20 protein-coding genes and 1 pseudogene are annotated in these 24,574 nt (G+C 63.0%); 8 read left to right on the forward strand and 13 right to left on the reverse strand.

The genetic code is table 11. The features are described from left to right. Positions 1-34 precede the first annotated feature (34 nt). Entirely contained in the window at positions 35-1,975 is a 1,941-nt protein-coding gene (locus QUE41_RS01910; RefSeq protein ID WP_286341284.1) for an exoribonuclease II, read from the forward strand. 48 nt (positions 1,976-2,023) lie between these two features. Here QUE41_RS01910 and QUE41_RS01915 read toward each other — a convergent pair whose 3' ends face one another. Continuing rightward, positions 2,024-4,357: a zinc-dependent metalloprotease gene (locus QUE41_RS01915; RefSeq protein ID WP_286341285.1), complete on the reverse strand. Its 2,334-nt coding sequence runs from the start codon at positions 4,355-4,357 to the stop codon at positions 2,024-2,026. Between the two features lie 73 nt (positions 4,358-4,430). After that, positions 4,431-4,892 (reverse strand): YbaN family protein, encoded by a 462-nt coding sequence (locus QUE41_RS01920; RefSeq protein ID WP_286341286.1) that lies wholly within the window; start codon positions 4,890-4,892, stop codon positions 4,431-4,433. A 94-nt stretch (positions 4,893-4,986) separates the two neighbouring features. On the opposite strand from QUE41_RS01920, the gene QUE41_RS01925 reads away from it, so the two are divergent. Next, entirely contained in the window at positions 4,987-5,130 is a 144-nt protein-coding gene (locus QUE41_RS01925; protein ID WP_286341287.1) for a DUF3149 domain-containing protein, read from the forward strand. An 88-nt stretch (positions 5,131-5,218) separates the two neighbouring features. Here QUE41_RS01925 and QUE41_RS01930 read toward each other — a convergent pair whose 3' ends face one another. The 3 genes from QUE41_RS01930 to QUE41_RS01940 all read right to left on the reverse strand — a co-directional run bounded on the left by QUE41_RS01930 (position 5,219) and on the right by QUE41_RS01940 (position 10,822). Next, positions 5,219-5,638 (reverse strand): YbaN family protein, encoded by a 420-nt coding sequence (locus QUE41_RS01930; RefSeq protein WP_286341288.1) that lies wholly within the window; start codon positions 5,636-5,638, stop codon positions 5,219-5,221. After that, on the reverse strand, positions 5,635-9,306 hold the full coding sequence (locus QUE41_RS01935; RefSeq protein ID WP_286341289.1) for a response regulator: 3,672 nt from the start codon (positions 9,304-9,306) through the stop codon (positions 5,635-5,637). The genes QUE41_RS01930 and QUE41_RS01935 overlap by 4 nt, the downstream gene beginning before the upstream one ends. Positions 9,307-9,430: 124 nt before the next feature. Then, the gene (locus QUE41_RS01940) at positions 9,431-10,822 is read right to left on the reverse strand and encodes a PhoH family protein (protein ID WP_286341290.1); all 1,392 of its coding nucleotides are present in this window, start codon (positions 10,820-10,822) and stop codon (positions 9,431-9,433) included. A 193-nt stretch (positions 10,823-11,015) separates the two neighbouring features. Between QUE41_RS01940 and rapA the strand changes: the two genes are divergently transcribed. Further along, positions 11,016-13,922, forward strand: coding sequence for an RNA polymerase-associated protein RapA (rapA, locus tag QUE41_RS01945; protein ID WP_286341291.1), 2,907 nt, complete (start codon positions 11,016-11,018; stop codon positions 13,920-13,922). Positions 13,923-13,972: 50 nt separating this feature from the next. Here the strand turns inward: rapA and QUE41_RS01950 are convergent, their stop codons facing one another. After that, positions 13,973-14,242, reverse strand: coding sequence for a hypothetical protein (locus QUE41_RS01950; protein WP_286341292.1), 270 nt, complete (start codon positions 14,240-14,242; stop codon positions 13,973-13,975). Positions 14,243-14,382: 140 nt separating this feature from the next. Between QUE41_RS01950 and QUE41_RS01955 the strand changes: the two genes are divergently transcribed. After that, positions 14,383-14,979 carry a DUF3530 family protein gene (locus QUE41_RS01955; RefSeq protein WP_286341293.1) on the forward strand — a complete coding sequence of 199 codons (597 nt, stop codon included), beginning with the start codon at positions 14,383-14,385 and terminating at the stop codon, positions 14,977-14,979. A gap of 206 nt (positions 14,980-15,185) precedes the next feature. Continuing rightward, positions 15,186-16,529 (forward strand): magnesium transporter, encoded by a 1,344-nt coding sequence (gene mgtE / locus QUE41_RS01960; RefSeq protein WP_286341294.1) that lies wholly within the window; start codon positions 15,186-15,188, stop codon positions 16,527-16,529. A 64-nt stretch (positions 16,530-16,593) separates the two neighbouring features. Here mgtE and QUE41_RS01965 read toward each other — a convergent pair whose 3' ends face one another. Further along, positions 16,594-16,980 (reverse strand): glycine zipper family protein, encoded by a 387-nt coding sequence (locus QUE41_RS01965; RefSeq protein WP_286341295.1) that lies wholly within the window; start codon positions 16,978-16,980, stop codon positions 16,594-16,596. A gap of 138 nt (positions 16,981-17,118) precedes the next feature. Beyond that, positions 17,119-18,951, reverse strand: coding sequence for a serine/threonine protein kinase (locus tag QUE41_RS01970; RefSeq protein ID WP_286341296.1), 1,833 nt, complete (start codon positions 18,949-18,951; stop codon positions 17,119-17,121). Positions 18,952-19,126: 175 nt separating this feature from the next. Between QUE41_RS01970 and QUE41_RS01975 the strand changes: the two genes are divergently transcribed. After that, entirely contained in the window at positions 19,127-19,486 is a 360-nt protein-coding gene (locus QUE41_RS01975; RefSeq protein ID WP_028109727.1) for a hypothetical protein, read from the forward strand. A gap of 60 nt (positions 19,487-19,546) precedes the next feature. Then, on the forward strand, positions 19,547-20,200 hold the full coding sequence (locus QUE41_RS01980) for a thiopurine S-methyltransferase (RefSeq protein ID WP_286341297.1): 654 nt from the start codon (positions 19,547-19,549) through the stop codon (positions 20,198-20,200). Here QUE41_RS01980 and QUE41_RS01985 read toward each other — a convergent pair whose 3' ends face one another. Continuing rightward, positions 20,201-21,103, reverse strand: coding sequence for a LysO family transporter (locus QUE41_RS01985; RefSeq protein ID WP_286341298.1), 903 nt, complete (start codon positions 21,101-21,103; stop codon positions 20,201-20,203). It abuts the gene before it with no gap. Positions 21,104-21,352: 249 nt separating this feature from the next. Between QUE41_RS01985 and QUE41_RS01990 the strand changes: the two genes are divergently transcribed. Beyond that, entirely contained in the window at positions 21,353-22,672 is a 1,320-nt protein-coding gene (locus tag QUE41_RS01990) for a DEAD/DEAH box helicase (protein ID WP_286341299.1), read from the forward strand. 48 nt (positions 22,673-22,720) lie between these two features. On the opposite strand, the gene QUE41_RS01995 is transcribed toward QUE41_RS01990, so the two are convergent. The 4 genes and pseudogenes from QUE41_RS01995 to fis form a co-directional block, all read right to left on the reverse strand. Further along, on the reverse strand, positions 22,721-23,077 hold the full coding sequence (locus QUE41_RS01995; RefSeq protein ID WP_286341300.1) for a ribonuclease E inhibitor RraB: 357 nt from the start codon (positions 23,075-23,077) through the stop codon (positions 22,721-22,723). Positions 23,078-23,179: 102 nt separating this feature from the next. Continuing rightward, a pseudogene (locus QUE41_RS02000) lies at positions 23,180-23,389 on the reverse strand (RNA-binding S4 domain-containing protein); the annotation flags it as partial. Positions 23,390-23,495: 106 nt separating this feature from the next. Beyond that, the gene (locus tag QUE41_RS02005; protein ID WP_286341301.1) at positions 23,496-23,915 is read right to left on the reverse strand and encodes a glutaredoxin family protein; all 420 of its coding nucleotides are present in this window, start codon (positions 23,913-23,915) and stop codon (positions 23,496-23,498) included. A 348-nt stretch (positions 23,916-24,263) separates the two neighbouring features. Continuing rightward, positions 24,264-24,569 (reverse strand): DNA-binding transcriptional regulator Fis, encoded by a 306-nt coding sequence (gene fis / locus QUE41_RS02010; RefSeq protein ID WP_028109733.1) that lies wholly within the window; start codon positions 24,567-24,569, stop codon positions 24,264-24,266. Positions 24,570-24,574: the final 5 nt, after the last annotated feature.

Raw genomic sequence — 24,574 nt, forward strand, 5'->3', positions numbered from 1 at the left:
GCGGCCACTCTTTTGATGATGATGGAATGGAGAGATGTTCCAGGACAATCCGCTGCTGCAGCAGCTTAAAGCACAGATTCGCGAAACCCTGCCCACGGTAGAGGGCCAGATCAAGGCCACCGAGCGGGGCTTTGGCTTCCTCGAGACCGACAAGGGCGGCAGCCACTTCATTCCGCCCAGTTACATGAGAAAGGTGGTCCACGGTGATCGGGTCACCGCGGTGCTGCGCACCGAGAAGGAGAAGGAGGTGGCCGAGCCCGACTCCCTGCTGGAGCCCGGCCTGGGGCGTTTCATCGCCCGGGTGAAGTTCATCAAGGAGCGCCTCAACGTCATTCCGGATCACCCGCTGATGAAGGAGCCCCTGCGCGCCAAGTGCAAAGGGGTCAAAGGCTCTGAGCTCAGCAATGGCGACTACGTGGTGGCCCATCTGGTGAAGCACCCCCTGCGTGAAGGGGAGCAGCACTTCCAGGTCGAGGTGACCCAGTTGGTGGCCACTCACGACGATCCCCATATCCCCTGGTGGGTGATCCTGGCCAAGCACGACCTGGCCAAGGTGGAGCCGGCGGATCCTCAGGGCTGGCAGGCGCCGGCCGAGGTGGAGCGGCGGGACCTCACCGACCTGCCCTTCGTCACCATAGACGCCGAGTCCACCAAGGATATGGACGACGCCCTCTATGTGGAGCAGACCGACGCCGGCTGGAAGCTGTGGGTGGCCATCGCCGATCCCACCGCCTACGTCAGTGCCGGTGACGAGGTGGACCAGGAGGCGCGCAAGCGGGCCTTTACCCAGTACCTGCCCGGTTTCAACGTGCCCATGCTGCCCCGTCAGCTGGCGGACGAGCTCTGCTCTCTCCATCAGGGGGAAGTTCGTCCGGCCCTGGTGGCGGGCATCGAGGTGAAGGCGGACGGGGAAGCCGGCGACACCGAGTTCTGCCTGGCCAACATCCGCTCCCACGCCAAGCTGGCCTACGACAAGGTCTCCGATTACCTGGAGCAGCAGGGGGAGTGGCGTCCAGAGGATGAGGCGATCGAGGCCCAGGTCAAGGGGCTGCATCAGCTGGCCCTGGCCCGCATCGGCTGGCGTGAACAGCACGCCCTGGTGTTCCCGGACCGCCCCGACTTCCGTTTCGAGGTGGACGATGCCGGTAACGTGCTGGCGATCCACGTGGATCACCGCCGCATCGCCAACCGCATCGTCGAAGAGAGCATGATCCTGGCCAACACCTCCGCCGCCACCCTGTTGGCAGAGAAGGTGGGCCAGGGGGTATTCAACGTCCACGCCGGTCTGGACAGCGAGCGCCTGGAGGGGGCCCGCGAGATGCTGGCGGAGAACGGGGTGGAGTTCACCAGCGACCAGCTGCAGACCCTGGAGGGCTACTGCCAGTTGCGCCGTGCCCTGGACGCCCAGCCCGACGGCTACCTGGATGCCCGTCTGCGCCGGATGCAGGCGTTTTCCGAGATGGCGGCGACGCCGGGTCCCCATTTCGGCATGGGGCTCATGGGGTACGCAACCTGGACCTCCCCCATCCGCAAGTACGGCGACATGGTGAACCACCGCCTGCTGAAGGGGATCATCGCCGGCGAGTCGGCCCAGGGGCCGGACGCCGAACTGATCGATCACCTGGCGGCGATGCGCAAGCTGCACCGCATGTGTGAGCGTGACGTGGGCGACTGGCTCTATGCCCGATTTATGGCCCCTCTGGCAGGCACCCCCCAGCGCTTTACCGGGGAGATCATCGACATCAACCGGGGCGGGGTGCGCATGCGCCTGAAGGAGAACGGTGCCGTGGTGTTCATGCCGGCGCCCTTTATTACCGATGACAAGGCGCGCCTCAAGCTGAGTGCCGAGCAGGGCCGGGCCCTGTTCGATGACCAGCCGGTGTTCCACCTGGCCCAGGAGCTGGAGGTGACCATCAATGAGGTGCGCGTCGCCAGCCGCAGCATCGTGGTGCAGCCGGTGATCAAGCTGGACTGAGTGCCGCGTTGAATGAAAAAGGTCGCCCTGGGGCGACCTTTTTTTGTGCTAGATGGGCGAGCCCGGCGGCATCGGCAGGGGTCGCTCGATCACCCGCACGCTGGCATCGGTCAGGCCCGCCTTCAGCGCCTGGGCCAATTGGCGGTAGTGGCCGGCGGTCATGGCGTCGGAGCGGCGGGCGCGGCGCTGCAGTTTGTCCTGCAGGTCCAGCAGCTGCCGACCCAGCAGGGCGCGCAGCTCAGGATCGCTGTGATCACTGTGGATCACGGCCAGCAGGGCATCCACCGCCACCGCATTGACCCGCATCCTCAGGCCGGCCAACTGGCCCTCCTCCAGATCCTCCAGCAGCAACCTTTCCTGGAGCTGCTCCACCACCCCTTCCACACTGGGCAGCTCATCGTCCTCCCTGTGCTGCTGCATCATGCGGTTGAGCCGCTGCGGGGTCAGCATCAGGCTCAGGGTGTGGCGGGCAGCCACCTCGGCCATCCCCAGAGGGTCGGTGATGACGCCCTGGCGAGAGCCAAAATACTCCCGGTCGGGCTGGTAACCCAAGGCCGGTGGCAGCAGCTGCTCCTGCAAGGAGGGCGGCAGGGCCAGAAACTCCGGGGTCAGGGTGGCCCACAGGGCCTCCAGTGCCTGACGCTGCTGGTCGCCACTGACCCAGCGGCGCTCGGCGGCTTCATTGATGGCGTAGTGGTACTCCACCCCGCCCAGCAGGGTGGCCGCCGCCTCCACCTGGTAGCGATGCAGCAGGTAGAGGGGCACCAGGGCGCGGCCCAGCTCGCTGTTGGGTTCCCCCTCCAGCAGCATCTGCGGGCCCAGGCCGGTCAGGGCCAGGGAACGGATCTGCAGCAGTTGATTCAGCTCGGTGACAGGCTCATCGCCGTTGTCCCACAGGTGGGCGTTAGGGTGGGCGCTGTGAGCCCCTCGGGCATCCGGGTCGCCGATGAGCTTAAGGCCCTGCTCCCTGGCCTGGGCGGCCAGGGCGCTCTGGCGCTGAGGCTCACCATAGCCAAACAGGATGGCGTGCCTGTCCCACGCCCCCAGGCCGGTGTCGTAGGCCTGGTCGATGGCGATGACCTCATCCTTCAACGCCAGCCTGGGGTGAGGGTAATCCATCACCGAGCCCCCCTGGACCGCCGAGGCGGCGAAGTTATGGGCCAGGCCCAGGGTATGGCCCACCTCGTGAGCGGCCAGTTGCTTGAGGCGCCCCAGGGCAAACAGCCTGGACTGGGCATTGGCCTGGGCGCGGTCGCTCCAGCCTGAGGTCAGCCCCCGGGCGATCAGCTGGTCCTGACGCACGCGCAGCGAGCCCAGGGTGACGTGGCCCTTAAGGATCTCGCCACTGCGGGGATCGATCACCGCATCACCGAAGGACCAGCCGCGAGTAGCCCGGTGGACCCATTGGATCAGGTTGTAGCGGCTGTCCTGGGGATCGGCACCTTCGGGCAGCAGTTCCACCCTGAAGGCGTCCAGATAGCCCGCCTCCTCGAACGCCTGGGCCCACCAGCTGGCCCCCTCCAGCAGGGCGCTGCGCATCGGCTCGGGCACGGCATTATCCAGGTAGTAGACAATGGGCTTGACCACGGCGGAAGGGGCCGCGCCCGGGGTGATCTTCTCCAGCCTGAATCTGGGCAGCCAGCGCTGGGTCAGCGGACGATCCAGTGGCTGGCCATAGTCGTGAAATCGGTAGTCGAAGAAACCGGACTGAGGATGGTAGGGCACCGGCTCCATGGGCACCTCGGGCAATGCCATAAAGGAGAAGCGCACCCTCAGGCCGAGCCGGTAGGGATCCGCGGCCACCTGCCACAGCTGATCCCCGGGGCGCTCGCCGCGAAGGCTCAGCTCCATGTCGATGTCGCTGTTGTTGGGGAAGCCCTTGAGGCCGTTGTTGGGGATGAAGCTCAAGCCCGGCTCGACCGTGTACTGCCCCTGGCCGGTGCGCCTCAGCCGGGCGGCGATGCCGTGCAGATCGTCTTGCAGCAGTGGGGTCAGATCCGCCCTGCCACCCTCGAGGCGTCCCCGCCACAGGATGGCGCCGGCAAAGGCCTCGGCGGCGGCGCGCCCCTCTTCCGGGTTGGCCGAGGCGGCCCGGTAGTCCGGGTTGAGTTGGCGCAGTACCAGGGCGTTGCCGTGACGTTCAAACTGCACCAGGCGCCGTTGCCCCAGTTGACCCCGGTCCAGGCCCACGTCGTTGGATCCCAGGCCGGCGGGCAGGCTGGTGAGCAGCAGCATGGGGGTGTCCAGGACAGGCTCAGCCAGCAGCAGCCGGCCGTCGCGCTCCAGGGTCAGTGGCAACAGTGAAGCGGGGTCGGCACGCAGGGGCAGGGCCAGCACCAGGGCAAACACCCAGAGGGCCAGGCGCAGAGAGGCTTTGAACATGGGGCATCCTTGTCGCGGTGAACATGGGGCTAAGCCCCGGATTTTCCCAGTCTATGTGGCTTTTCTACCTGGCTCAACCCAGGGCGGCACTGCCGGCGGGCGCCAGGCGGCGCCACAGGTGCAGGCTGACCCCGAGGCCGATGCCGGCCAGGGCCAGTTTGACCAGCACCAGAGGGGCCAGGAGGATCGCCAGGGTCATGCCCAGCCACAGGCTGCCCAGGGTCAGGGCCAGCTGTCTCGGAGTCACAGGCCGACGGTTCAGGTAGGCATCCAGGGGCGGACCGAACCAGGGGTGATTCATCAGCCAGCGTTGGCAGGCGGGATGGGCCCGGCTGAAGCAGACGCTGGCCAGCAACAGGAAGGGCACCGTGGGCAGCAGGGGCAGGGCGATCCCCAGCAGCGCCAACAGCAGGCTGAACCCCCCGGGGATCAGCCAGGGCCAGTTGATCTCATGCACCAGCGCAACCGACTGTAACTGCGAGGCGGTTGCAGCAGTTTTCACTGAAGTAACTGGGGTTTTACCTCTGTTCATCATTTGCGCAACACTCCTTGATCCGGATCATGGGGGTCATTTTTTCGCTGAGTTAGGGTGGATTTCGAACAATTTTGCATCAACAAGGAGTTCCCCCATGTCACATTGGCTGTCTCTGATCATGGAAAGCCCCATCGGATGGATGTCCCTTCTGGTGATTCTGGCCACCTGCGGCATCGTGGGTTACATCGGCTGGATGTTCTGGAAAAAGTCCGAGCTGCCGCCCACCCAACATCAGTAACGAGAATTATTCTCATTTAATTGGGTGAGATCAAGGGGAGGCTCTCCGGGAATCCGGAGCGCGTGATCCGAGTCACTGTTCTGAGGGGTCAGTCGGTGAGTCTCGGCAATCGGGCCAGATGGATGGAGACCCCCAGACCTATGGTGGCCAGCAGGATCTGTACCGCGGGCACCGGCGCCAGGTAGATGGCGATGCCCATGCCTACCCAGATGCTCACCAGGCTGCCCAAGAGCTGGCGCAGGGTCAGCCCGCGCCGCTCAAGGTAGTTGCGTATCACCGGCCCCAGCAGCCTGTGGTTGAACAGCCAGGCCTGCATTCGCGCGGATGAGCGGCTGAAACAGGCGGCCGCCAGCAGCAGGAAGGGCACTGTGGGCAGCAGCGGCAGGAACATCCCCACCAACCCCAGGCCGGCGCACAGGGTGCCCAGGCCAATCAGCAGGTAGCGGGTCAGGGGCGCGCGTCGGTAGGTTTTCACCTTGGCCGACGCGGTGTCGGGCTGCTGCTTCATCCCCGCACCTCTTCACCCAGCCAGCGCTTCACTGTGGCGAACAGCTCCGGCAGGATGATCGGCTTGGTGATGTGGTCGTTCATGCCCGCCGCCAGACTCTTCTCCCGGTCGCCGGTCATGGCGTGGGCGGTCATGGCGATCACCGGCAGGGTCTGGGCGTCGGCGAACTGACGTATGGTCTTGGTGGCGGTGAGGCCGTCCATCACCGGCATCTGGATGTCCATCAGCACCAGGTCGAAGGGTTCCGCCTTGGCCAGGTCCACGGCGATCTGGCCGTTTTCCGCCACGGTCACCCGGTAGCCGGCGCTCTTGAGCAGTTCGGTGGCCACCTGCTGGTTGATCAGGTTGTCCTCCACCAGCAGGATGTGGGCCTGGGTCTCCGGCGTGTCCTCCTTCTCCTCTTCGACCTTGGGTCGGCTGGTGTCATCCGGACCCAGGGTCAGGGCCAGCTGGTCATAGAGGTAGGAGGCGTCAAACGGCTTTTGCAGCACCGCGTCGATGCGGCCATCCTCCACCAGGGCGGTAAGGGAACTGCCGGTGTAGGCGGTCATGATCAGTATGATGGGACGCTTCTCCAGGGTGCCGTCCGCCACCATCTCGTCGATCCGCTTCACCACCTCGATGCCATCCATGTCCGGCATCATCCAGTCCAGCAGCAGCAGGTCCGGTGCCTGTTTGGTCAGGCTGGTGACCGCCTGCTGACCGTTCTGGGCCAGCTCCACATTGAACTGGAAGCCGCGCAGGTAGGTGGAGTAGATCTGCAGGGCGGTGGGGTTGTCGTCCACCACCAGGGCGGTGAACTGACCGCCATGGGGGGCCCGCAGCCGGGTGTCCTGGGGAGGCTGTTCCACCCGTTTGGCGTCGATGGTAAAGCTGAAGGTGGAGCCCTGGCCTGGGGTGCTGCGTACCGACAGGTCGCCGCCCATCAGGTTCACCAGGTGCTTGCTGATGGAGAGGCCCAGGCCGGTGCCACCGAAACGGCGGGTGGTGGAGCCGTCCGCCTGGTTGAAGGCGTCAAACAGGTGCTTCTGCTTCTCCTCCTCGATGCCGATGCCGGTATCCCGCACCCAGAACTTAAGACGGATGCGGCCATTGTGCTCCTTGAGATCCTCACAGCCCAGTTCCACCTCGCCGTTCTCGGTGAACTTCACCGCGTTGGAGAGCAGGTTGATCAGCACCTGCCCCAGTCGCAGGGGATCGCCAATCAGGTGCAGGTTGGCACTGACCGAGGAGAACAGCTGCAGGTCCACCCCCTTCTCCTGGGCCTTGATGGCGTTGAGGCTGACCGCGTGCTCCAGCACCTGGTCCAGGCTGAAGCGGGTCTGCTCCAGCTCCAGCTTGCCCGCCTCGATCTTGGAGAAGTCGAGGATGTCGTTGATGATCCTCAGCAATGACTCGGCGCTGTACTTGGCCTTCTCCAGGTAATCCTTCTGCTTGGGATTGAGCTCGGTGCGCAGGGCCAGGTGCATCATGCCGATGATGGCGTTCATCGGCGTGCGGATCTCGTGACTCATGTTGGCCAAAAATTCACTCTTGGTGACGTTGGCCAGCTCCGCATCCTGCTTGGCTTCCAGCAGGATAACCTCGTGCTCTTTCTGCTGGGTGATGTCCTTGTGGGTGCCCAGCAGACGCTTGGGTTCGCCCTCTTCATCCCGCTCCACCAGGCTGCCCCGGGAGAGAATCCAGCGGTAGTGGTCATCCTTGCCCTTCATCCGGAACTCGATGTTGAACGGGGTGCTGGAGTCATCCAGGTAGGCGTCGATGTAGCTCTCCACCCGCTGGCGGTCGTCCGGGTGCATCAGCCGGTAGTAGGTTTCGATCAGCAGCGGGAATTCGCCGGGCTGATAGCCCAGCATGGTGTAGTAGGCCGGGTTGCAGATCAGCTGGTTGGCGTCCAGATACCAGTCCCACACTCCATCTTCCACCGAGTCCATGGCCAGGTGGTAACGCTCCTCGGACTGCTTCAGCTTCTCCTGCTGCTCCGACTCACGGGTGACGTCGCGCCAGACGATGATCAGCCCCAGCAGTTCGCCGCGGCCGTTGTAGAAGGGCAGTTTGAGGATGTCCATCAGCAGGGTGCGGCCGTTGTGCTCGCTCTGTTCGCGATAGCGCAGGGGCACCCGGTCCCGCAGGATGCGGGCGTTCTCTTCGGCGATGCGCTTGCCTTCGTCGCCGCCGAGGATGTCGTTGACCGTCAGCCCCAGCAGCTCGCTCTCCTTGTGACCCATCAGGGTCTCGGCGGAGCGGTTGCAGCCGAGGATCCGCCCCTCCACGTCCTTGAACATGATCGCTTCGGGCATGGCGTCGATCAGCGAGCGCATCAGGGAGAAGTCCCGCTCACGGCGTTCGTTGGCTTCCCGCAATCGGGCGGTGCGCTTGGCCACCAGCTTGTCCAGGCGCCGGTTCTGGGCCGCCAGGTGTTGGGTGTACTGCTGGTTCTCTTCGAAGGTGCGGGAGATCAGCTCAAACCAGGGCTCCCAGCCCTGGACCACCCGCTCCGGCGGCGGCGTGGGCTGATGGGCGCAATCCTCCAGGTGGTTCAGCAGCTTGGACGCCGGGCTGACGAAGGCGCGCCGGGTCAGCCAGTGGACCACGGTCACCAGCAGGGAGAGGGCGATGATCACCATCAGGAAGGTGGACTCCAGCTTCTCCCAGGCGTCCGCCACCACCTCCTGCTCAGGCTGCAGGTAGAGCAGGGACCAGGGGGCGTTGCTCAGCTTCACCGCCCGCACATAGTAGCCGTTGATCAGCCTGGCCTTGCTGTCGTCCAGCAGCTGATCCAGGGGCACATTGTGCAACTGGGCGGGGATCCGCTGACTGAGGTGATAGGTGCGGGGCAGCTCGTCCAGGTGCATGTCCGGGTAGGAGAGCACGTTGTTGGCCCGGTCCAGCAGCAGCACGGTGCCGGGCAGGTCGAAGTAGCGCTCGATCTGCTCGGTCAGGGTGGACAGCTTCAGCTCCATGTAGATGGCGGACAGGAAGGTGTCCCCGACGTACACAGGAATCCCCACCGTGGTGGCCAGCTTGTCGTCCGTGGTGCGGTGAGCGTCGGACCAGAACACCTTGCGTTCCGGATTGAGCTCCGGCCCCGCCATGTCGAACAAGGGGTTCTCCAGCATCTGGGGCTCAAACTGATGGTCAGGCCCCGGCCAGGGGTAGATGGACATCATGTGCTGCTTGGACAGGTAGTAGATGTTGGCACTCTTGGGGGCCATCTGCTTGGTCACCGGCATGCTCAGGGACATCTGATACAGGGTGTCCAGCTCCCGGTAGAACAGGGGGGAGCGACCATCCAGTGGCCCCTCACCGGAGATGTGGCCCTTCTCGGCAAAGGTGTGCCGGGCGTTGCGGTAGTCGGGTCGCAGGGAGAAGCGCTCTCCCTCGAGGATAAACTGGTTGTGGGAGGAGATCTGGTTCAGCTGGGTAGCGTCGGAGTTGCGCATGTGGATGGCGGTGAACTCCTGCAGCGCCTGCACCGCCCGGATGCTGGCGTCCAGCAGCAGCTCCACCTGGTGGGAGTGCTGGGTCACCTGTTCCACCTTCTCATCCAGCAGCTGCTCCTTCTGCTTGGTGAATACGCCGGCCGCCACCAACAGGGAGAGCACCACCACCCCCAGGTAGGTGTAGAACACGGCTTTGTTGTAGTTGTTGAGAATCGGCGTCTTCACTGTGCGCTTTTCCAGATGCGAACTTGCTGAGAAGGCACCAGTGTAACAGAGGTGAGGGTTATTGATCTTCTAGAAGGAAGCTGAGGCGCCTGCATCATACAGGCGCCATCCAGAGTGACTGCCGTTACATCTCCTGTTCGGCAAACTTGGCCAGCCGCGAGCGCACCACGCCATTGAGGTAGACGTTGGCGCTGCCCTCGAACATCTTGAAGCGTTCGACCACATAGGTGAGCCCCGAGGTCACCGCGGTCAGGTAGTTGGAGTCGATCTGCGCCAGGTTGCCGGAGCAGACCAGTTTGGTGCCTTCGCCCATGCGGGTGATGATGGTCTTAAGCTGAGACGGGGTCAGGTTCTGGCACTCATCCAGCAGGACGAAGGCGTTCTGGATGGAGCGGCCGCGCATGAAGTTGATGGACTTAAACTGGATGTTGGCCTTGTCCATGATGTATTGCAGGCTGCCTGCGGGGCTCTCATCCTGTTTGTGCAACACCTCCAGGGTGTCGGTGACCGCCGCCAGCCAGGGGGCCATCTTCTCCTCCTCGGTGCCGGGCAAAAAGCCGATGGACTCGGCGATCTCCGGGGTGTTGCGGGTGACGATCACCTTGTCGTATAGCCGCTGCTCCACCACCTGCTCCAGGGCGGCAGCCAGGGAGAGCAGGGTCTTACCGGATCCGGCGGGGCCGGTGAGGATCACCATGTCGATCTCCGGGTCCATCAGCGCCTGCAGCGCCATCCCCTGATAGATGTTCTTGGGGCTGATGCCCCAGGCGTGGTAGCTCATCAGCCTGTCCTGGCCGAGATCCCGCAGCACCACCTGGCGGTCGTTGACCGATTTCACCTGGCCGCAGAAATCCTTGGTGTCGTCGATCAGGTACTGGTTGAGATAGAGAGATTCCTCCTCCAGGGCCTCTCTGGGCAGGGTGTGGTACACCTCCCGGCCAAACTGTTCACTGGTGACCTCCTTAATCCGCTCCCACAGGCTACCTTTAAGTTCGGCAAAGCCCTTGGCCAGGAACTGGATGTCGTCCACCAGCTGATCGGTGCGGTAGTCCTCCACCTTCTCCAGGCCGGCCCCCTTGGCCTTGAGGCGCATGTTGATGTCCTTGGTGACCAGGACTATCTCGTCGTTGCCACTCTGCTGCAGGTAGAGGGCGGAGTTGATGATCAGGTTGTCGTTGTTGTCGCCGGGCAGGGCCACGGGGTTGGTGAAGGTGATCTGGTGGTCGGGGAAGATGGACAGGGTGCCCAGCTCCTCTTCTGGTGCGTTGGGGTGGTTGAGGGGCACCCCCTTGAGAATCTGTTCCGGGGAGGCGTCGCTCAGGCAATCTTCCAGGGTGCGGATGGCGACACGGGCGTCTCGGCTGACGTCTTTACGGCGGTCTTTGATTTGGTCGAGTTCTTCGAGGACGGTCATGGGAATGACCACGTCGTGTTCTTTGAATGAGTATATGGCGAGGGGTTCGTGCAGCAATACGTTGGTATCCAGCACAAAGCGTCTTTTGTTCTCTAAACCCATGGCACCTCCACTATGTCGTATGGAATTTAGGCTAGGCTCGACAGATAACAGTTCTATGACAGCTTCAACCCTAACATGGCAGATGGGCGGCGATTTGACCAGTACAATTTGAGGGTGAATCACCGGGCCTCTTCCGGTAACATACGCCCCCTTTTCAGCCCACTAGCCGAAATAATTAGGAGTCAATTCATCCATGTCATTTGCTCTCGGACAACGTTGGATCAGCGACGCTGAATCTGACCTGGGCCTGGGTACCGTGGTCGCCATCGAAGGGCGTATGGTCACGGTGCTGTTCCCCGCTACCGGAGACAACCGCATGTTCGCCAGGGAGGACGCCCCGCTGACCAGGGTGGTGTTCAATCCCGGCGACACCATCACCAGCCACGAGGGATGGACCCTGGAGGTGGAAGCGGTACACGACAGGGATGGTCTGCTCTCCTACGAGGGCGTCCGTGGCGACACCGGTGACAACGACACCCTGCGCGAGACCATGCTGGATCACCAGATCCGCTTCAACAAGCCGCAGGACAGGCTGTTCGCCGGTCAGGTCGACCGCATGGAGTACTTCGTTACCCGTTACCTGAGCCAGCGTCAGCGCCACGCCATGCTGAAAAATCCCCTGCGTGCCCTGCAGGGCCCCCGTGCCGGCCTGATCCCCCACCAGCTCTACATCGCCAACGAAGTGGGCCGCCGCCATGGGCCGCGGGTGCTGCTGGCGGACGAAGTGGGCCTGGGTAAGACCATTGAGGCGGGCCACATCCTGCATCAGCAGCTGCTCTCCGGTAAGGCGCAGCGGGTGCTGATCCTGGTGCCCGAGACCCTGCAGCACCAGTGGCTGGTGGAGATGCTGCGCCGCTTCAGCCTGCGCTTCTCCCTGTTCGATGAGGAGCGCTGCATCGAGGCCCTGGCCGATTGCGACAACCCCTTCGAAACCGAACAGCTGGTGATCTGCTCACTGGACCTGCTGCGCAAGAAGAGCCGTTTCCAGCAGGCCCTGGAGGCCGAGTGGGATCTGCTGGTGGTGGATGAAGCCCACCACCTGGAGTGGAGTGAGTCCGCCCCCAGCCGCGCCTACCAGGTGGTGGAGCAGCTGGCACAGGCGGTTCCCGGCGTGCTGCTGCTGACCGCCACCCCGGATCAGCTGGGCCACCAGAGCCACTTCGCCCGCCTGCGTCTGCTGGACCCGGATCGTTTCTACGACTATGACGCCTTCACCCAGGAGGAGCAGAGCTACCAGCAGGTGGCCGACGCCGCCGACGCCCTGCTGGCGGAGCGCCCCCTGTCCCAGGACGAGCAGCAGGCCCTGGCCGCCCTGCTCAAGGAGAGCGACATCTCCAGCGAGCTGACCACCATCCAGAGCGGTGAGGATGAGGCGCGCAGCGCCGCCTGTCAGGCCCTGGTGAAGGAGCTGCTGGACCGTCACGGCACCAGCCGGGTGCTGTTCCGCAACACCCGCAGCGGCGTCTCCGGTTTCCAGGGGCGTGAACTGAACCTGCACCCCATGGCGATGCCCAAGCAGTACGCCACCGCCATGCGGGTGAACTCCATGCTGGGGGGCGGCACCGCCAACCAGAAGTTGATGAACCAGCTCTATCCTGAGAAGCTCTACCAGGAGTTCGAAGGGGCCAACGGCACCACCAGCTGGTGGCAGTTCGACCCCCGTGTCGAGTGGATGATGGAGTTCCTCAAGGCCAACCGCAGCAAGAAGGTGCTGGTGATCACCTCCAAGGCGGCCACCGCCCTGCAGCTGGAGGAGGCGATGCGCACCCGTGAGGGGATCCTGGCGTCGGTGTTCCACGAGGGGATGTCCATCCTGGAGCGCGACAAGGCCGCCGCCTTCTTCGCCCAGCAGGAGGGCGGCGCCCAGGTGCTGATCTGTTCCGAGATCGGTTCCGAGGGTCGCAACTTCCAGTTTGCCCATCAGCTGATCATGTTCGACCTGCCCCTGAACCCGGACCTGCTGGAGCAGCGCATCGGTCGTCTGGACCGCATCGGCCAGACCAGCACGGTGCAGATCCACGTGCCCTACATCGAAGGCACCGCCCAGTACGCCCTGCTGCGCTGGTACCACGAGGGGATGAGTGCCTTCACCGAGACCTGCCCCAGCGGTCACCTGCTCCACGGCGAGTTTGGCGAACAGATGCTGGAGCTGCTCTCCGGTGAGCAGGATGAACAAGCGCTGGGCGCCCTGATTCAGGCCACCGCCGAGCGCAACGCCGAGCACAAGGCCAAGGCGGAAGCGGGCCGCGACAAGCTGCTGGAGCTCAACTCCCACGGCGGCGCGGCGGCCGATGCCCTGGTCACTGCCCTGGAGGAAGCGGACGAAGACACCGATTTCATCAGCTTCATGCTGAAGCTGTGGGACGTGATTGGCGTGGCCCAGGACGACAAGGGGGAGAACGCCGTGGTGCTGCAGCCCACGGAGCAGATGCTGTTCCCCAGCTATCCTGGCTTGCCGGAAGATGGCCTGTCGGTCACCTTCGACCGTGACACCGCCCTGTCTCGGGAGGATTTCCAGTTCCTGACCCCGGCCCACCCTCTGGTGGCCTCCGGCATCGATCTGGTGACCTCCAGCGACACCGGCAGCACCAACGTGGCGCTGCTGAAGAACAAGGCCCTGCCCGCCGGCACCCTGTTCCTGGAGATGATCTTCCTGGTGGAGGCGGTGGCCCCCAGCGAGGTGCAGATCGGTCGCTTCCTGCCCCCCACCCCGGTGCGGGTGCTGCTGGACAAGACCGGCAAGGATCTGGCGGCCAACGTCAGCTTCGACAGCTTCAACCGTCAGCTGACCCCGCTGAACCGTCACACCGCCACCAAGCTGGTGAGTGCCAGCCAGGCGCTGCTCCATGGGCTGATCAAGCAGGGTGACGAGCTGGCCCAGGCTCAACTGAGTGGTCTGGTGGCCGAGGCGGAGCAGGAGATGACCCGTCAGCTGGGTGGCGAGCTGAGCCGCCTGGAAGCCCTGAAACGGGTCAACCCCAACATCCGCGACAGCGAACTGGATGCGGTGCGTGAGCAGATCAGCCTGGTCAGTGCCCACCTGGGCCGGGCCCAGGTGCATCTGGATGCCCTGCGGATGATAGTGGTCACCCCGGAATAACAACGAAAAAGGCTGCCAATGGGCAGCCTTTTTTTCTCACGGGCAGGCGGTTAATCCCGCCGCTCGACCACTTCGCCTTCGATGATCACCCCGGAGGCATGATCCACGTCTGTGTCTCTGTGGGAGCCGGTTCGCCCGGGGCGCTGGTAGCGCCACACCGCATTCATGGCCCAGAACACCAGGCTGGCCAACAGCACCAGGGGCAGCATCAGCAGCAGCAGCGGCACCATCAGCAGCAGCAAGATCAGGCTGAAGCCTGAGGGCTTGATGATGCGGAACCTGTGTTGCCAACCTGCAATGCCGCTGGAGAACTGATTCATATTCCGTCCTATCTTTTTCATCTGTCGGAAAAACGTACACCTATATGTATTGTAAAGCCCCTTGGGCCGATGACAAGGGGGTGGGGCTAGTTGTCACAGGGTGGTACAGTGTGGGTCAAGTTGTATGTCCAAAATGCCCCATGTTGTTACGAACTCTGCTGATTCTGTTGATTGTCGTTCATCCTGTCCTGCAGGCCGCCGAGCGCCTGACCCCCAGCCACACCGCCGGCACCCTGGGCGAGGTATTGCTGGTGGCCCCCCAGGGCGCCCCGGGTTTCGCCGCCCTGGCCACCGCCCTGGAGACCCAGTTACCCGAGTATGGCTGGCAGGTGCGTCGCGTCGATGCCCTGCCCGAGACCGCCCCGGATCCGGAGAGTGTCTGGCTGGTGGAGGGGGCCACCGCCGGCACCCTGGCCAGCCGCATGGCCGAACAAAGCTGGCTGACGCCCCGGGCCCTGGTGATGATCGGTGGCTATCAGACCGCGGAACCCGCCCTGGGTCAGTTCCTGGTGGACCTGCCGTCGGCGGTGCTGGACGTGGTCTCCGACTGGGATCATCCCCTGGCCCTGGCGGATCGGCAGGACCGCAAGCGCCAGGCCAAACGCAGCAATAAAACCAACTACCGTCAGTGGCGTAGCTACCTCAACTACCATGAAGGGGAGGACCACGATGAGCTGGTCAGTCGCATCCATGGCTGGTTAAAACGGCAGTTGCGCGCCTCCAGAGGCATTCGTTGAATATACTGCCTTGAGTTGACAGGGAATTAGCCCTACAATCGGCGCGCCAAATTTTTTGAGTGGATCAAAATGGACCCTAGCACGAGTAGTCCCAGTTGGGACATCACTAAAGACTCGAATACAAAGCTGATTGACGGCACCGAAGCCCGCCGCTGATAGGGATCCCTCCCTCCTCATGCATGCTTCGTGGCCAATGGAGATGAAGCATGCAAAAAGACACCCTTTTTGCCACCCTGGAAACCGCAGTGATCGCCGGCGACAAACAGTCTGCCCGGGCGACACTGGAGCTTGCCCACCCGGCGGACATTGCTGAAGCGATCTGTGAGTTCACTGCCCAGCAGGCGGTGCACTTCCTGTCCCTGCTGTCCCTGCCGGACCACGCGGTGCTGTTCGGTTACCTCACCCCCCATGCCCAGGCGGAGATCGCCCGGGAGATGAGCCGCAACGATCTGGCGGCGCTGTTCTCGCAGATGGAAGCGGATGAGCGGGCCGACCTGTTCAACCGCCTCAGTGAAGAGGACCAGCACACCCTGCTGCCCGGCCTGGCCCAGGCGGAGCGGGAAGACGTGCGCCGGTTGGCCAGCTACCCGGAGGAGACCGCCGGGGCATTGATGACCTCGGACTACGCCACCCTGCGTGGCCACTGGCCGGTGCGCAAGGCGCTGAAGAAGCTGCGCCTGGAAGCCCCGGACAAGGAGACCATCTACCAGACCTATGTGATTGACGCCAACCGCCACCTGATGGGGACCCTGTCCCTGCGGGAGCTGATCCTGGCCAATCCCGACCGTCTGGTGGAGGACCTGATGCGGACCGAGGTGGTGCACACCCGGGTGGACGAGGACCAGGAGGTGGTGGCCAAGAAGATTCGACACTACGACCTGCTGGCCCTGCCGGTGCTGGATGGCGAAGATCGCCTGGTGGGCATCGTCACCTACGATGACGCCATGGACGCGGCGGTGGAAGAGGCCACAGAGGATGCCCAGAAGAGTGCGTCGGTGGCCAAGCTGGACGCGCCCATGAACCAGGTAACCGGCTGGGAGCTGTACCGCAAGCGGGTGTTCTGGCTGGTGCTGCTGGTGTTCGGCAGCCTGCTCTCCGGGGCGGGCATCGCCTATTTCGAGGACACCATCGCCAAGTACGTGGCCCTGGTGTTCTTTATGCCCCTGCTGGTGGGCAGCGGCGGCAACGCCGGCTCTCAGTCGGCGGCTCTGATGGTGCGGGCCCTGGCCACCGGCGAGGTGGCGATGAAGGACTGGGCCAAGGTACTGGGGCGGGAGTTCCTGGTGGCCGGTGCCCTGGGGCTGACCATGGCGGTGGCGGTGTTCGCCCTGGGCTGGTTCCGTGGCGGGGTGGAGATTGCCTGGGTGGTGGCCTTTGCCATGGTGTCTGTGGTGATGGCTGGCTCGCTGATTGGCCTGTGCCTGCCCTTCATCCTCAGCCGGGTGAAGCTGGACCCGGCGACCGCCTCCGGTCCCCTGGTGACCACCATAGTGGACGCCACCGGGGTGCTGATCTACTTCGGCTTTGCCACCACCATTCTCGGCCTCTAGAGCCCGAAGGTGAGCCAATAAAAAACGACGCCCAAGGGCGTCGTTTTTTTGTGTCGGACTGGGGTCAGTTGGCCACGTCGTAGACCTTGTACCCCTTCTCCTTCAGGCAGTTTCTCAGCACCAGGGCCTGGGTTTCGGTGGCTCTGACGCTGCCCTCGGCGGCGCCATAGGCCCCACCGGCCGCGGCGCCGACGGCGGCCCCAATCAGGGCGCCCTCCAGACCATTCTCAATGGCGCCGACCACCGCACCTCCCCCGGCGCCCACGGCGGCACTGTTGGCGGCCCCCACCTTGGCGGCCTCGCCCTTATCCACCTTGAGGGCATACTCCTGGCAGTAGGCGTAGTCCTGTTCATACTGGGCCTGATCCTTGCCATTGAGGTCCACTATGGGCGCCTGGTTGTAGGCACAGCCGCCAAGGGCCAGCAGGGGGAGAAGATAGATCGCTTTCACTGGGTCACTCCTTAGGCAGCGACCGGGCAGGGCTGCCGGATAACATCCACGGGACTCAGCCAGAGAGACCATCTGGGCGTCCATGGGTTTTAAGGTGGCCCCAGTATAAAAGCCAACCACTGTACGGAAACTGTACTTCTAGACGCCCCGGCCCGAACCGGCACTTTCCAGAGATCGTCGTGGCGGCATCAGGTAGTGATCCGGGTGACGCTGCCGGTGGACGAAGTGGCGGGTGTTCTTATAGGGCAGTTTCATGAAGCCGGAGATCCCCTGGTCGCGGATCTGAGGCACCTGGGCCAGAATCCGCCCCAGGCAGTCGCGAAATTCCGCTTCCCGCTCCGGATCCAGCAGGCGCAGGTAGGAGTGCAGTTTCATGTGGGTGGGCAACACCTCGAAGATGATGCAGCCGGTGTGGTGGATGGTGTTGAGCTCCGCCAGGGCGGTCATGATCCCCTCGGGCAGGCGCAGGTTCTCGTCCGGGTCCTGGCCATCCTCGAAATAGCTGTGCAGCCGCGTCTTGTCCTCCAGCTCGGGCACATCGGACAGATCGAAGCGGATCCGCTGCTCCTGTGAGGGCACAAACCCCTGCTGTGGCGTCTCCCGCTCGAGGTGCAGGGTGTCGCGGGCGTTGAAGAAACAGGCTTTGAACACCCCCTGATGGGGAATGGTCTGGGCCAGCTTCACCAGATTGTTGACCGCATGGGTGAAGGGGGCCTTAAGGGTGGGGTCAAACAGGTTGAGGCTGGAGTCGATGGCCACCCCGGCGCCGTGCCAGTGCAGGGCCAGGCCCCCGAGGATGGGAAACTCCCCCAATCGCCCCACAGCGGTGACAAAGGCTTTCTCCACATCCCCCATCCCCATCAGATAGTCCCGGTAGTAGCGGTCTATCTGGATGTCGCCGCTGGGCAGGGGCGCGTCCCCCTGATGCTGCTGCAGGAAGGATTTGCGCGAGCTGTAGGCCACGGTGTCGATCCCCTGGCCAAACTGGTGCACCCACACCGGCAGGGTGGGGGTGAGGCTGGGTTCGGCCATCACCGGTGGTTGCCAGGCCGGCCCCTGGGTCAGGCGCCGGATAAAGTGGTCGCCTCCCTGGCGCTGCACCTTGGGGTCGTCACTCAGCATGGCGTCCAGGGTGTCGGCGAAGGCCTTGGGCAGCCCCAGGCTGGCGGCGGGCAGCACGCTGCGGCCGAAGCGGCTGGGCAGGCCCGAGGCCAGGGCATAGAGGGTGCCCGCCACCCCCTGTTCATCGAATCTGGGGGAGGAGGGGCGCCCGGCCAGCTGGTCGGCGCCGATGAAGTAGAGATCCCCCATGCGGGCGTTGCTGTGCAGGGGCTCACCGCCCACTCCCAGGCCGGTGGCGGCGATGGGTTCGCCATCGGCGTCCTGCTGGGCGAACACCGCCGAGCCCCAGTCGATCAGAGACAGGGTCTGGGACAGAGGATCGAACACCAGGTTGGAGGGCTTGATGTCGCCGTGGACTATGGGGCGGGACAGATCCTGGCGCAGGTAACGCAGCAGCTCTGCCAGCTGGCGGGCGATGGCGGCCAGCCAGGTCAGGGGCAGGGGACCGCAGCGCAGCGCCAGCTGAGCGAGATCCCGGCCTGGGGCCAGGCTCATCACCATGATCCCCTGCAGCTTCAGCTGCTGGTAGCGGATCAGCCTGGGGATGTTGGGGTGGCTGACCTGGTCCAGCATCCAGGCCTCCTCCTCCAGCCGCGCCTGCAGATGCACCGGCAGGGTGATGCGGGAGAACTTGAATACCTGCTCCCCCTCGGTGGGGTGGCGGCCGGCGAACACAAAGCCGTACACCCCTTTGCCGACGAAGCGGATCTGCCGGTAACCCAGCCTGGCCAACTGCTTTTCACACAGCCTCAGCCACTGCTTCAGCTTTTGAGCATCGTCATGTTTCAGAAGATAGATCGACTGCTCTTCAGCGATGTAAAAATGGTGTAGCGGCGCCGTGTCTTTCATGGAACTCCCTGTATTTCACAGCTTTGCTGGTGATCACTGGGTAAAGTCGGACTTTTCTTTCCTGTTAAGCCCGGTTACCGCCATAGAAAAGCGTTCATTACCTTGATCAAAATCAAGGGTTTCGGGGCGGTTTATGTGATTATTGGATCCGCATTGTAACATGGGAGACAGAGAGATGGCCGAGGCTGCCGCCGCACCCACAGTCGCCGAACTGGTTGAGTTGTTAAATTATCCGCGCAACAAGATGCGCGACAACATGGATGTGCGCTTCTGTCCTCACGCGGTATTCTATAATCCGGTGGATGAGAGATGCATCTATTGCCATCAGGGCATGGAGTGCAAGTGGCTGAATCATAACGACGAGCTGGTCGCTGTTGAGCGGAAATCCATGAAGGAGTTTCGCCGTGAGCTGACCCTGGCTTGTGATTACGTTGAGGCTCAGCTGACCCCCGCCCACCTGTCTCGCCGCGCCTGCAGTTGCGACAACTGCAAATGGCTGGAGCGCGTGAGGGTGGTCCTGTCCAAAGAGTGGTAATGACATTCTTCCGGTGAGCAGGTAAGGTGCCAAGCCTGGACAGAGCAGGATTGGCACTTTATGGACGCATCATTCTGGCACGATAAGTGGGAAAACCAGCTTATCGGCTTTCATCAGGACGAAATTAACCCCTTCCTTAAGTCCCACTGGTCGAGCATCGACCACCAAAGTGGGCGCATCTTCGTTCCCCTGTGCGGGAAATCTCTGGATATGATCTGGCTGGCGGAACACGGCGAAACCGTGGTGGGCTGTGAGCTCAGTGAACTGGCGGTCTCCAGTTTCTTCGACGAGCGCGGCCTGTCACCGCAGATCGACCCTCGCCCTCCCCTGAAACGCTTCAGTGCCGGCGCCTATGAGCTGTGGCAGGGCGACCTGTTCCAGCTGGACAGGGAGCAACTGGCTCCGCTGAGCGCCTTCTACGACAGGGCGGCACTGATCGCCCTGCCCGAGGCGATGCGTGCCGACTATTGGCAGAAACTCGCCGACATGCTGGCCCCAGGCACCCAGGGGCTGCTGATCACCCTGGATTACCCTCAGCAGCAGCTGTCCGGCCCTCCGTTCTCCGTCAGCGAGCAGCAGGTTTTGGCGTTGAGTGACGGGCTGTTCAAGGTCGAGTTGCTGGAGCGCATCGACGTGCTGGCGGACAACCCCAGGTTCCTCAACAAAGGGGTGGAACGACTGGATGAACTGGTGTTCCGCCTGACCCGGCTGTAGTTACCCGAGAGAGAGCAGGAAGGGGATCAGGATCGGGGTGGCCAGGCTCAGCAAAAAGCCGGAGACAATGGCCACCGGCACCACCTTGGGTCCCCCGGTCTGCTGCAGCACCGGCAGGGTGAAATCCATGGCGGTGGCGCCGCCGTAGCCGATGGCACCGGCGGGGGAGATCCGCATCAGGGCCGGGATCAGCACGATGGCGATCAGCTCCCGGCTGAGATCCGCCAGGAAGGCCACCGATCCCAGCACCGGCCCCAGGCCATCGGTGATCAGAATCCCGGACAGGGAGTACCAGCCAAAGCCGGAGGCGAGAATCACCCCGTGCAGCAGCGGCAGGCCGTGAATTACCGCGGTCAGGGCGCCGGCGGCCAGGGAGGTGACGGCGACCAGGGCGGCGATGGCCAGTCCCCTGGGGTTGAGTAGGATGCTGCGCAGTCCCAGGTTGGAGCCTCTGAGCTGGATGCCGATGAGCGCCAGTAGCACCATCAGGGCGCCATTAGCGGTCTGTTCAATCAGGCTGTGGGGCAGGGTCACCACCAGCCCCACCAGCACCCCGCCGGCCACCACCAGCGCCAGCTTCAGCGATTCCATCACCAGCTTGCCCAGGGGCTGCTTACTCTCCCCCAGATCCAGCGCCAGGGGCCAGCGCTTGTCCACCAGGGGCAGGGCCGCCAGGTTCAGGCCCAGGGTCAGAACGATCAGGGTGGAAAGCAACAGCCCTATGGTGCCCAGCTCCGACGCCAGGTTGTCCACCTGGGCCAGAGAGAGGCCCATCAGGGCCAGGATCAGATAGACGATGCCACTGAGTATCCGGTCGATGCGCGCCAGCAGGCTGCGACTCTTTATCGGCACCAGATAGCCGCCGAACAGCGGCAGAAGAATGATCAAAGATTCCAGGGACATCAGTACTAACCTCGGTTGGGGACACAGCAGGTTAGCAGGGCCGCTCCGGGTCTACAACTTCGACCCTCAGCCGAAGCAGGCGTGGTGCCACTAGTGGATGTTTTATAGGGCTCAATGAGTTAGCTCGCTGCCTCATCCCATTGACGCCCTCCCTGCCGCCGAAGGTGTCGAAAAATTGCCGCCTGGAGAGGAATCAGGCGGTTTCGTGTATACTGTGCGCTTCGAATTTTTTGGGTTGGAGTATCACCTTTGCAATTTTCTGAACTGGGTCTCGACAAGCGATTGGTTGAGCGCATGGATCACCAGGGCTTCCCGCAGGCCACTGACATTCAGCAGCAGGCCATTCCGGTCGCCATCGCCGGCAAGGACCTGCTGGCGTCCTCCAAGACGGGATCCGGTAAGACCCTGGCCTACCTGCTGCCTGCGGTTCAGAGAGTGATGAAGCAGAAGGCCCTGAGCAAGCGCGACCCACGGGTGGTGGTGCTGGCTCCCACCCGCGAACTGGCCAAGCAGGTCTACGGTCAACTGCGCAGCCTGATCTCCAACACCAGCATCAAGGGTGTGCTGATCCTCGGCGGCGAAGACTTCAACCAGCAGAGCAAAGACCTGGCGAAAGACCCCCATTTCGTCATCGCCACCCCGGGCCGCCTGGCGGATCACCTGGAGCACGGCCACCTCTACCTCAACGGCCTGGAACTGCTGATCCTGGATGAGGCGGATCGGATGCTGGATCTGGGCTTCGCCGATCAGCTCAACGCCATTCACAAGGCGGCGGATCACCGTCGTCGTCAGACCCTGATGTTCTCCGCCACCCTGGACAGTGCGGTGGTCAGCGAGTTTGGCCAGGATCTGCTCAGTGCCCCGGCCCGGGTGCGCATCGATGCCGAACAGCAGATGCACGCCAACATCCGCCACACCTTTATCCTGTCGGATCACCTGGACCACAAGCAGGCTCAGCTGATGAAGCTGCTTGAGGAGAAGCCGTTCAATCAGGCGATGCTGTTTACCGCCACCCGGGCAGACACCGACCGTCTGGCTCAACTGCTGGCGGAGCAGGGCTACACCACCCTGGCCCTGTCCGGGGATCTCAGCCAGTCGGCCCGCAACCGCATCATGGATGAGTTTGCCGCCGGCAAGGCGCAGATCCTGGTGACCACCGATCTGGCCAGCCGTGGCCTGGACATCAGCCAGGTGTCCATGGTGATCAACTTCGACCTGCCCAAGCACTCCGAAGAGTACATCCACCGCAGTGGCCGCACCGGCCGCGCCGGCGCCACCGGCGAAGCCTACTCCCTGGTGGGACCCAAGGACTGGAAGGCGGCGGAAGACTTGCAGCGCTTCCTGGGGCAGAGCCTGAGCTTCGAGGCCCTGGAGGGGATGGAAGCCAAGTTCAAGGGGTTCAAGCCCAAGCCCAAGGCCAAGAGCGTCAGCAAGGGCGACAAGGGTGGCCCGAAGAAGGCGGCGCCGAAGAAGTCTGCCGCGCCCAAGAAGAAGCGCAAGACCGCCTTCGTGCTCAAGGACGCCGGCGAGCTGCCCTTCATTCCGAAGAAGCCCAGCTCAGAGGAATAAAAAAACGCGCCGAAAGGCGCGTTTTTCTTATGGCAGGCGAACTGTCTGTTACTCCAGGCCGTCGTCGACGTCGTCGTCCTCAGGCTCCAGCATGCCCCAGCCGTCGCTCTTGCCCTTGTACTTCTTACACAGGGCGGTCAGGGTCTTCTCAATTTCGCAGATGGGGCCATGCTCGGGCACCATCTCGGTTACCAGGCGCAGCTCCCACTCCTTGGCGGCCTCATTGTAGTTCAGGTAGAGGCCACAGCCCGGGTACTCCTTCTGCACCCGCTCGGCCGCCTTGCGGCCCTGCTCCTCGTCGGCAAACAGCACGTAGAAGTCCAGCATATAGGGCTGGCTCAGATCGATGCCTTCGCCCTGCATCAGTTCCAGCAGTTCGCCGGTGGGATCGGAGGGAAATGTCATGGGTTCTCTCTTTGGTTAAAACTCGATGGAGGGGCGGGCCCGCTTCTTGGGGGCACTGCTCTTGGCCTGGGCCTTGGGTTTGGCGCCCTCCTGGGGCGGAGCGATGGTGACCGTCTCGCCATTGAAGCTGACCCGGTCGCCGGCCACCAGTTTGCGCCGTTTGCGGGTTTCCAGCTCGTCGTTCACCTCGACCATGCCTTCGCTGATCACCAGCTTGGCATCGCTGCCGGAACCGACCCAGCCCTGAACCTTCAGCACTTTATACAGCTCGACGAAATCACACCCCGGCATCAGGGGCAGTTGCTCACTCATCAGTCTCTGTCCTGTTAAATCAACGGCGATAGTATAGCGGTAATCGTTGGGGAAGCGGGAGCGGGAAGAAAGGAAAAAAGGTGCAGACTGGGGTTGTGCTGCACCCTTAAGGTAAAACATTCTCTTTTGCCAGCTGCTGCTCTATCAGCTTTGGCTTGTTGCCATAGATCAAGGTGTCGCCAATGAGGAGGATGGGTACGCTGTCACAACCCAGGGGTACGTGTCCTTCGAACCAGTTTGAGCTGGCCGCCAGATCACGCTCCTCAAAATTCACCGCCCGGTTTGCAAGAAGTGAGTGGATCTCCCTGCTTGCTGGACACCAGCTGGCGTTATAGATAACCACCTGGGCCTTGCTGTCTCCGGAATAGGCCGAGAAGTCTCCTTGAAACAGAGCGGGGGGATGAGTCAGGCTCTCCAGGGCGACCACCAGCACCAGTGCCGAAAACGGCAAAAGCAACAGTTGAGCCACATTGGTCAGCAAGGGCCAGAGAGAGGAGTTGGCTTGCTGGTCCCGGAGCGTCGACATGACGTACCTCCCGCAGGGATATCAGGAACTGTCCGTTGGGCAGCAAAAAAAGGGGAGAGGTTGTCTGGACCTATCACTCCCTTGACTGCTGCCCAGACGCCTACAGAATACCGATGGCACCGGGTGGCCGACAGTGGCGACTACCGTCCCTTCGTGTGAGAGATCAGCCATTTACAATGTAAAGCATTCGCCGAGTTGGCGAAAAAACAGTTCAGGCCGGGGGCGCTGCGCCTGCCAATGTCCGGGAGAATGGAGAGTGCGGGGGTACTTTTTGGGGGACATAGAACGAAAAAAACCCTTAGCTCAGAGAGCTAAGGGTTTGAATTTTAAAACTTTAGAGCAGAGCTCTTAGTTCATGCCGTACTTCTTCAGCTTCTTGCGCAGAGTACCGCGGTTGATGCCCATGATGTTGGCAGCACGGGTCTGGTTACCACGGGTGTACTGCATGATGATGTCCAGCAGGGGCTGTTCCACTTCGCACAGGACCATCTCGTACACTTCAGAAGCTTCCTGGCCGTCCAGCTGAGCAAAGTAGTTACTTACGGCGCGCTTCACGGAGTCGCGTAACAGCTGAGGCTTCACGGTGCCGTTAGGGGTTTCGATCTGGCCTACGGTCAGTTGTGCTTCTGGATGGGAGTTCTGCTGATCAAACATACTGC

The sequence above is a fragment of the Ferrimonas sp. YFM genome (assembly GCF_030296015.1).
Taxonomy (GTDB): Bacteria; Pseudomonadota; Gammaproteobacteria; order Enterobacterales; family Shewanellaceae; genus Ferrimonas.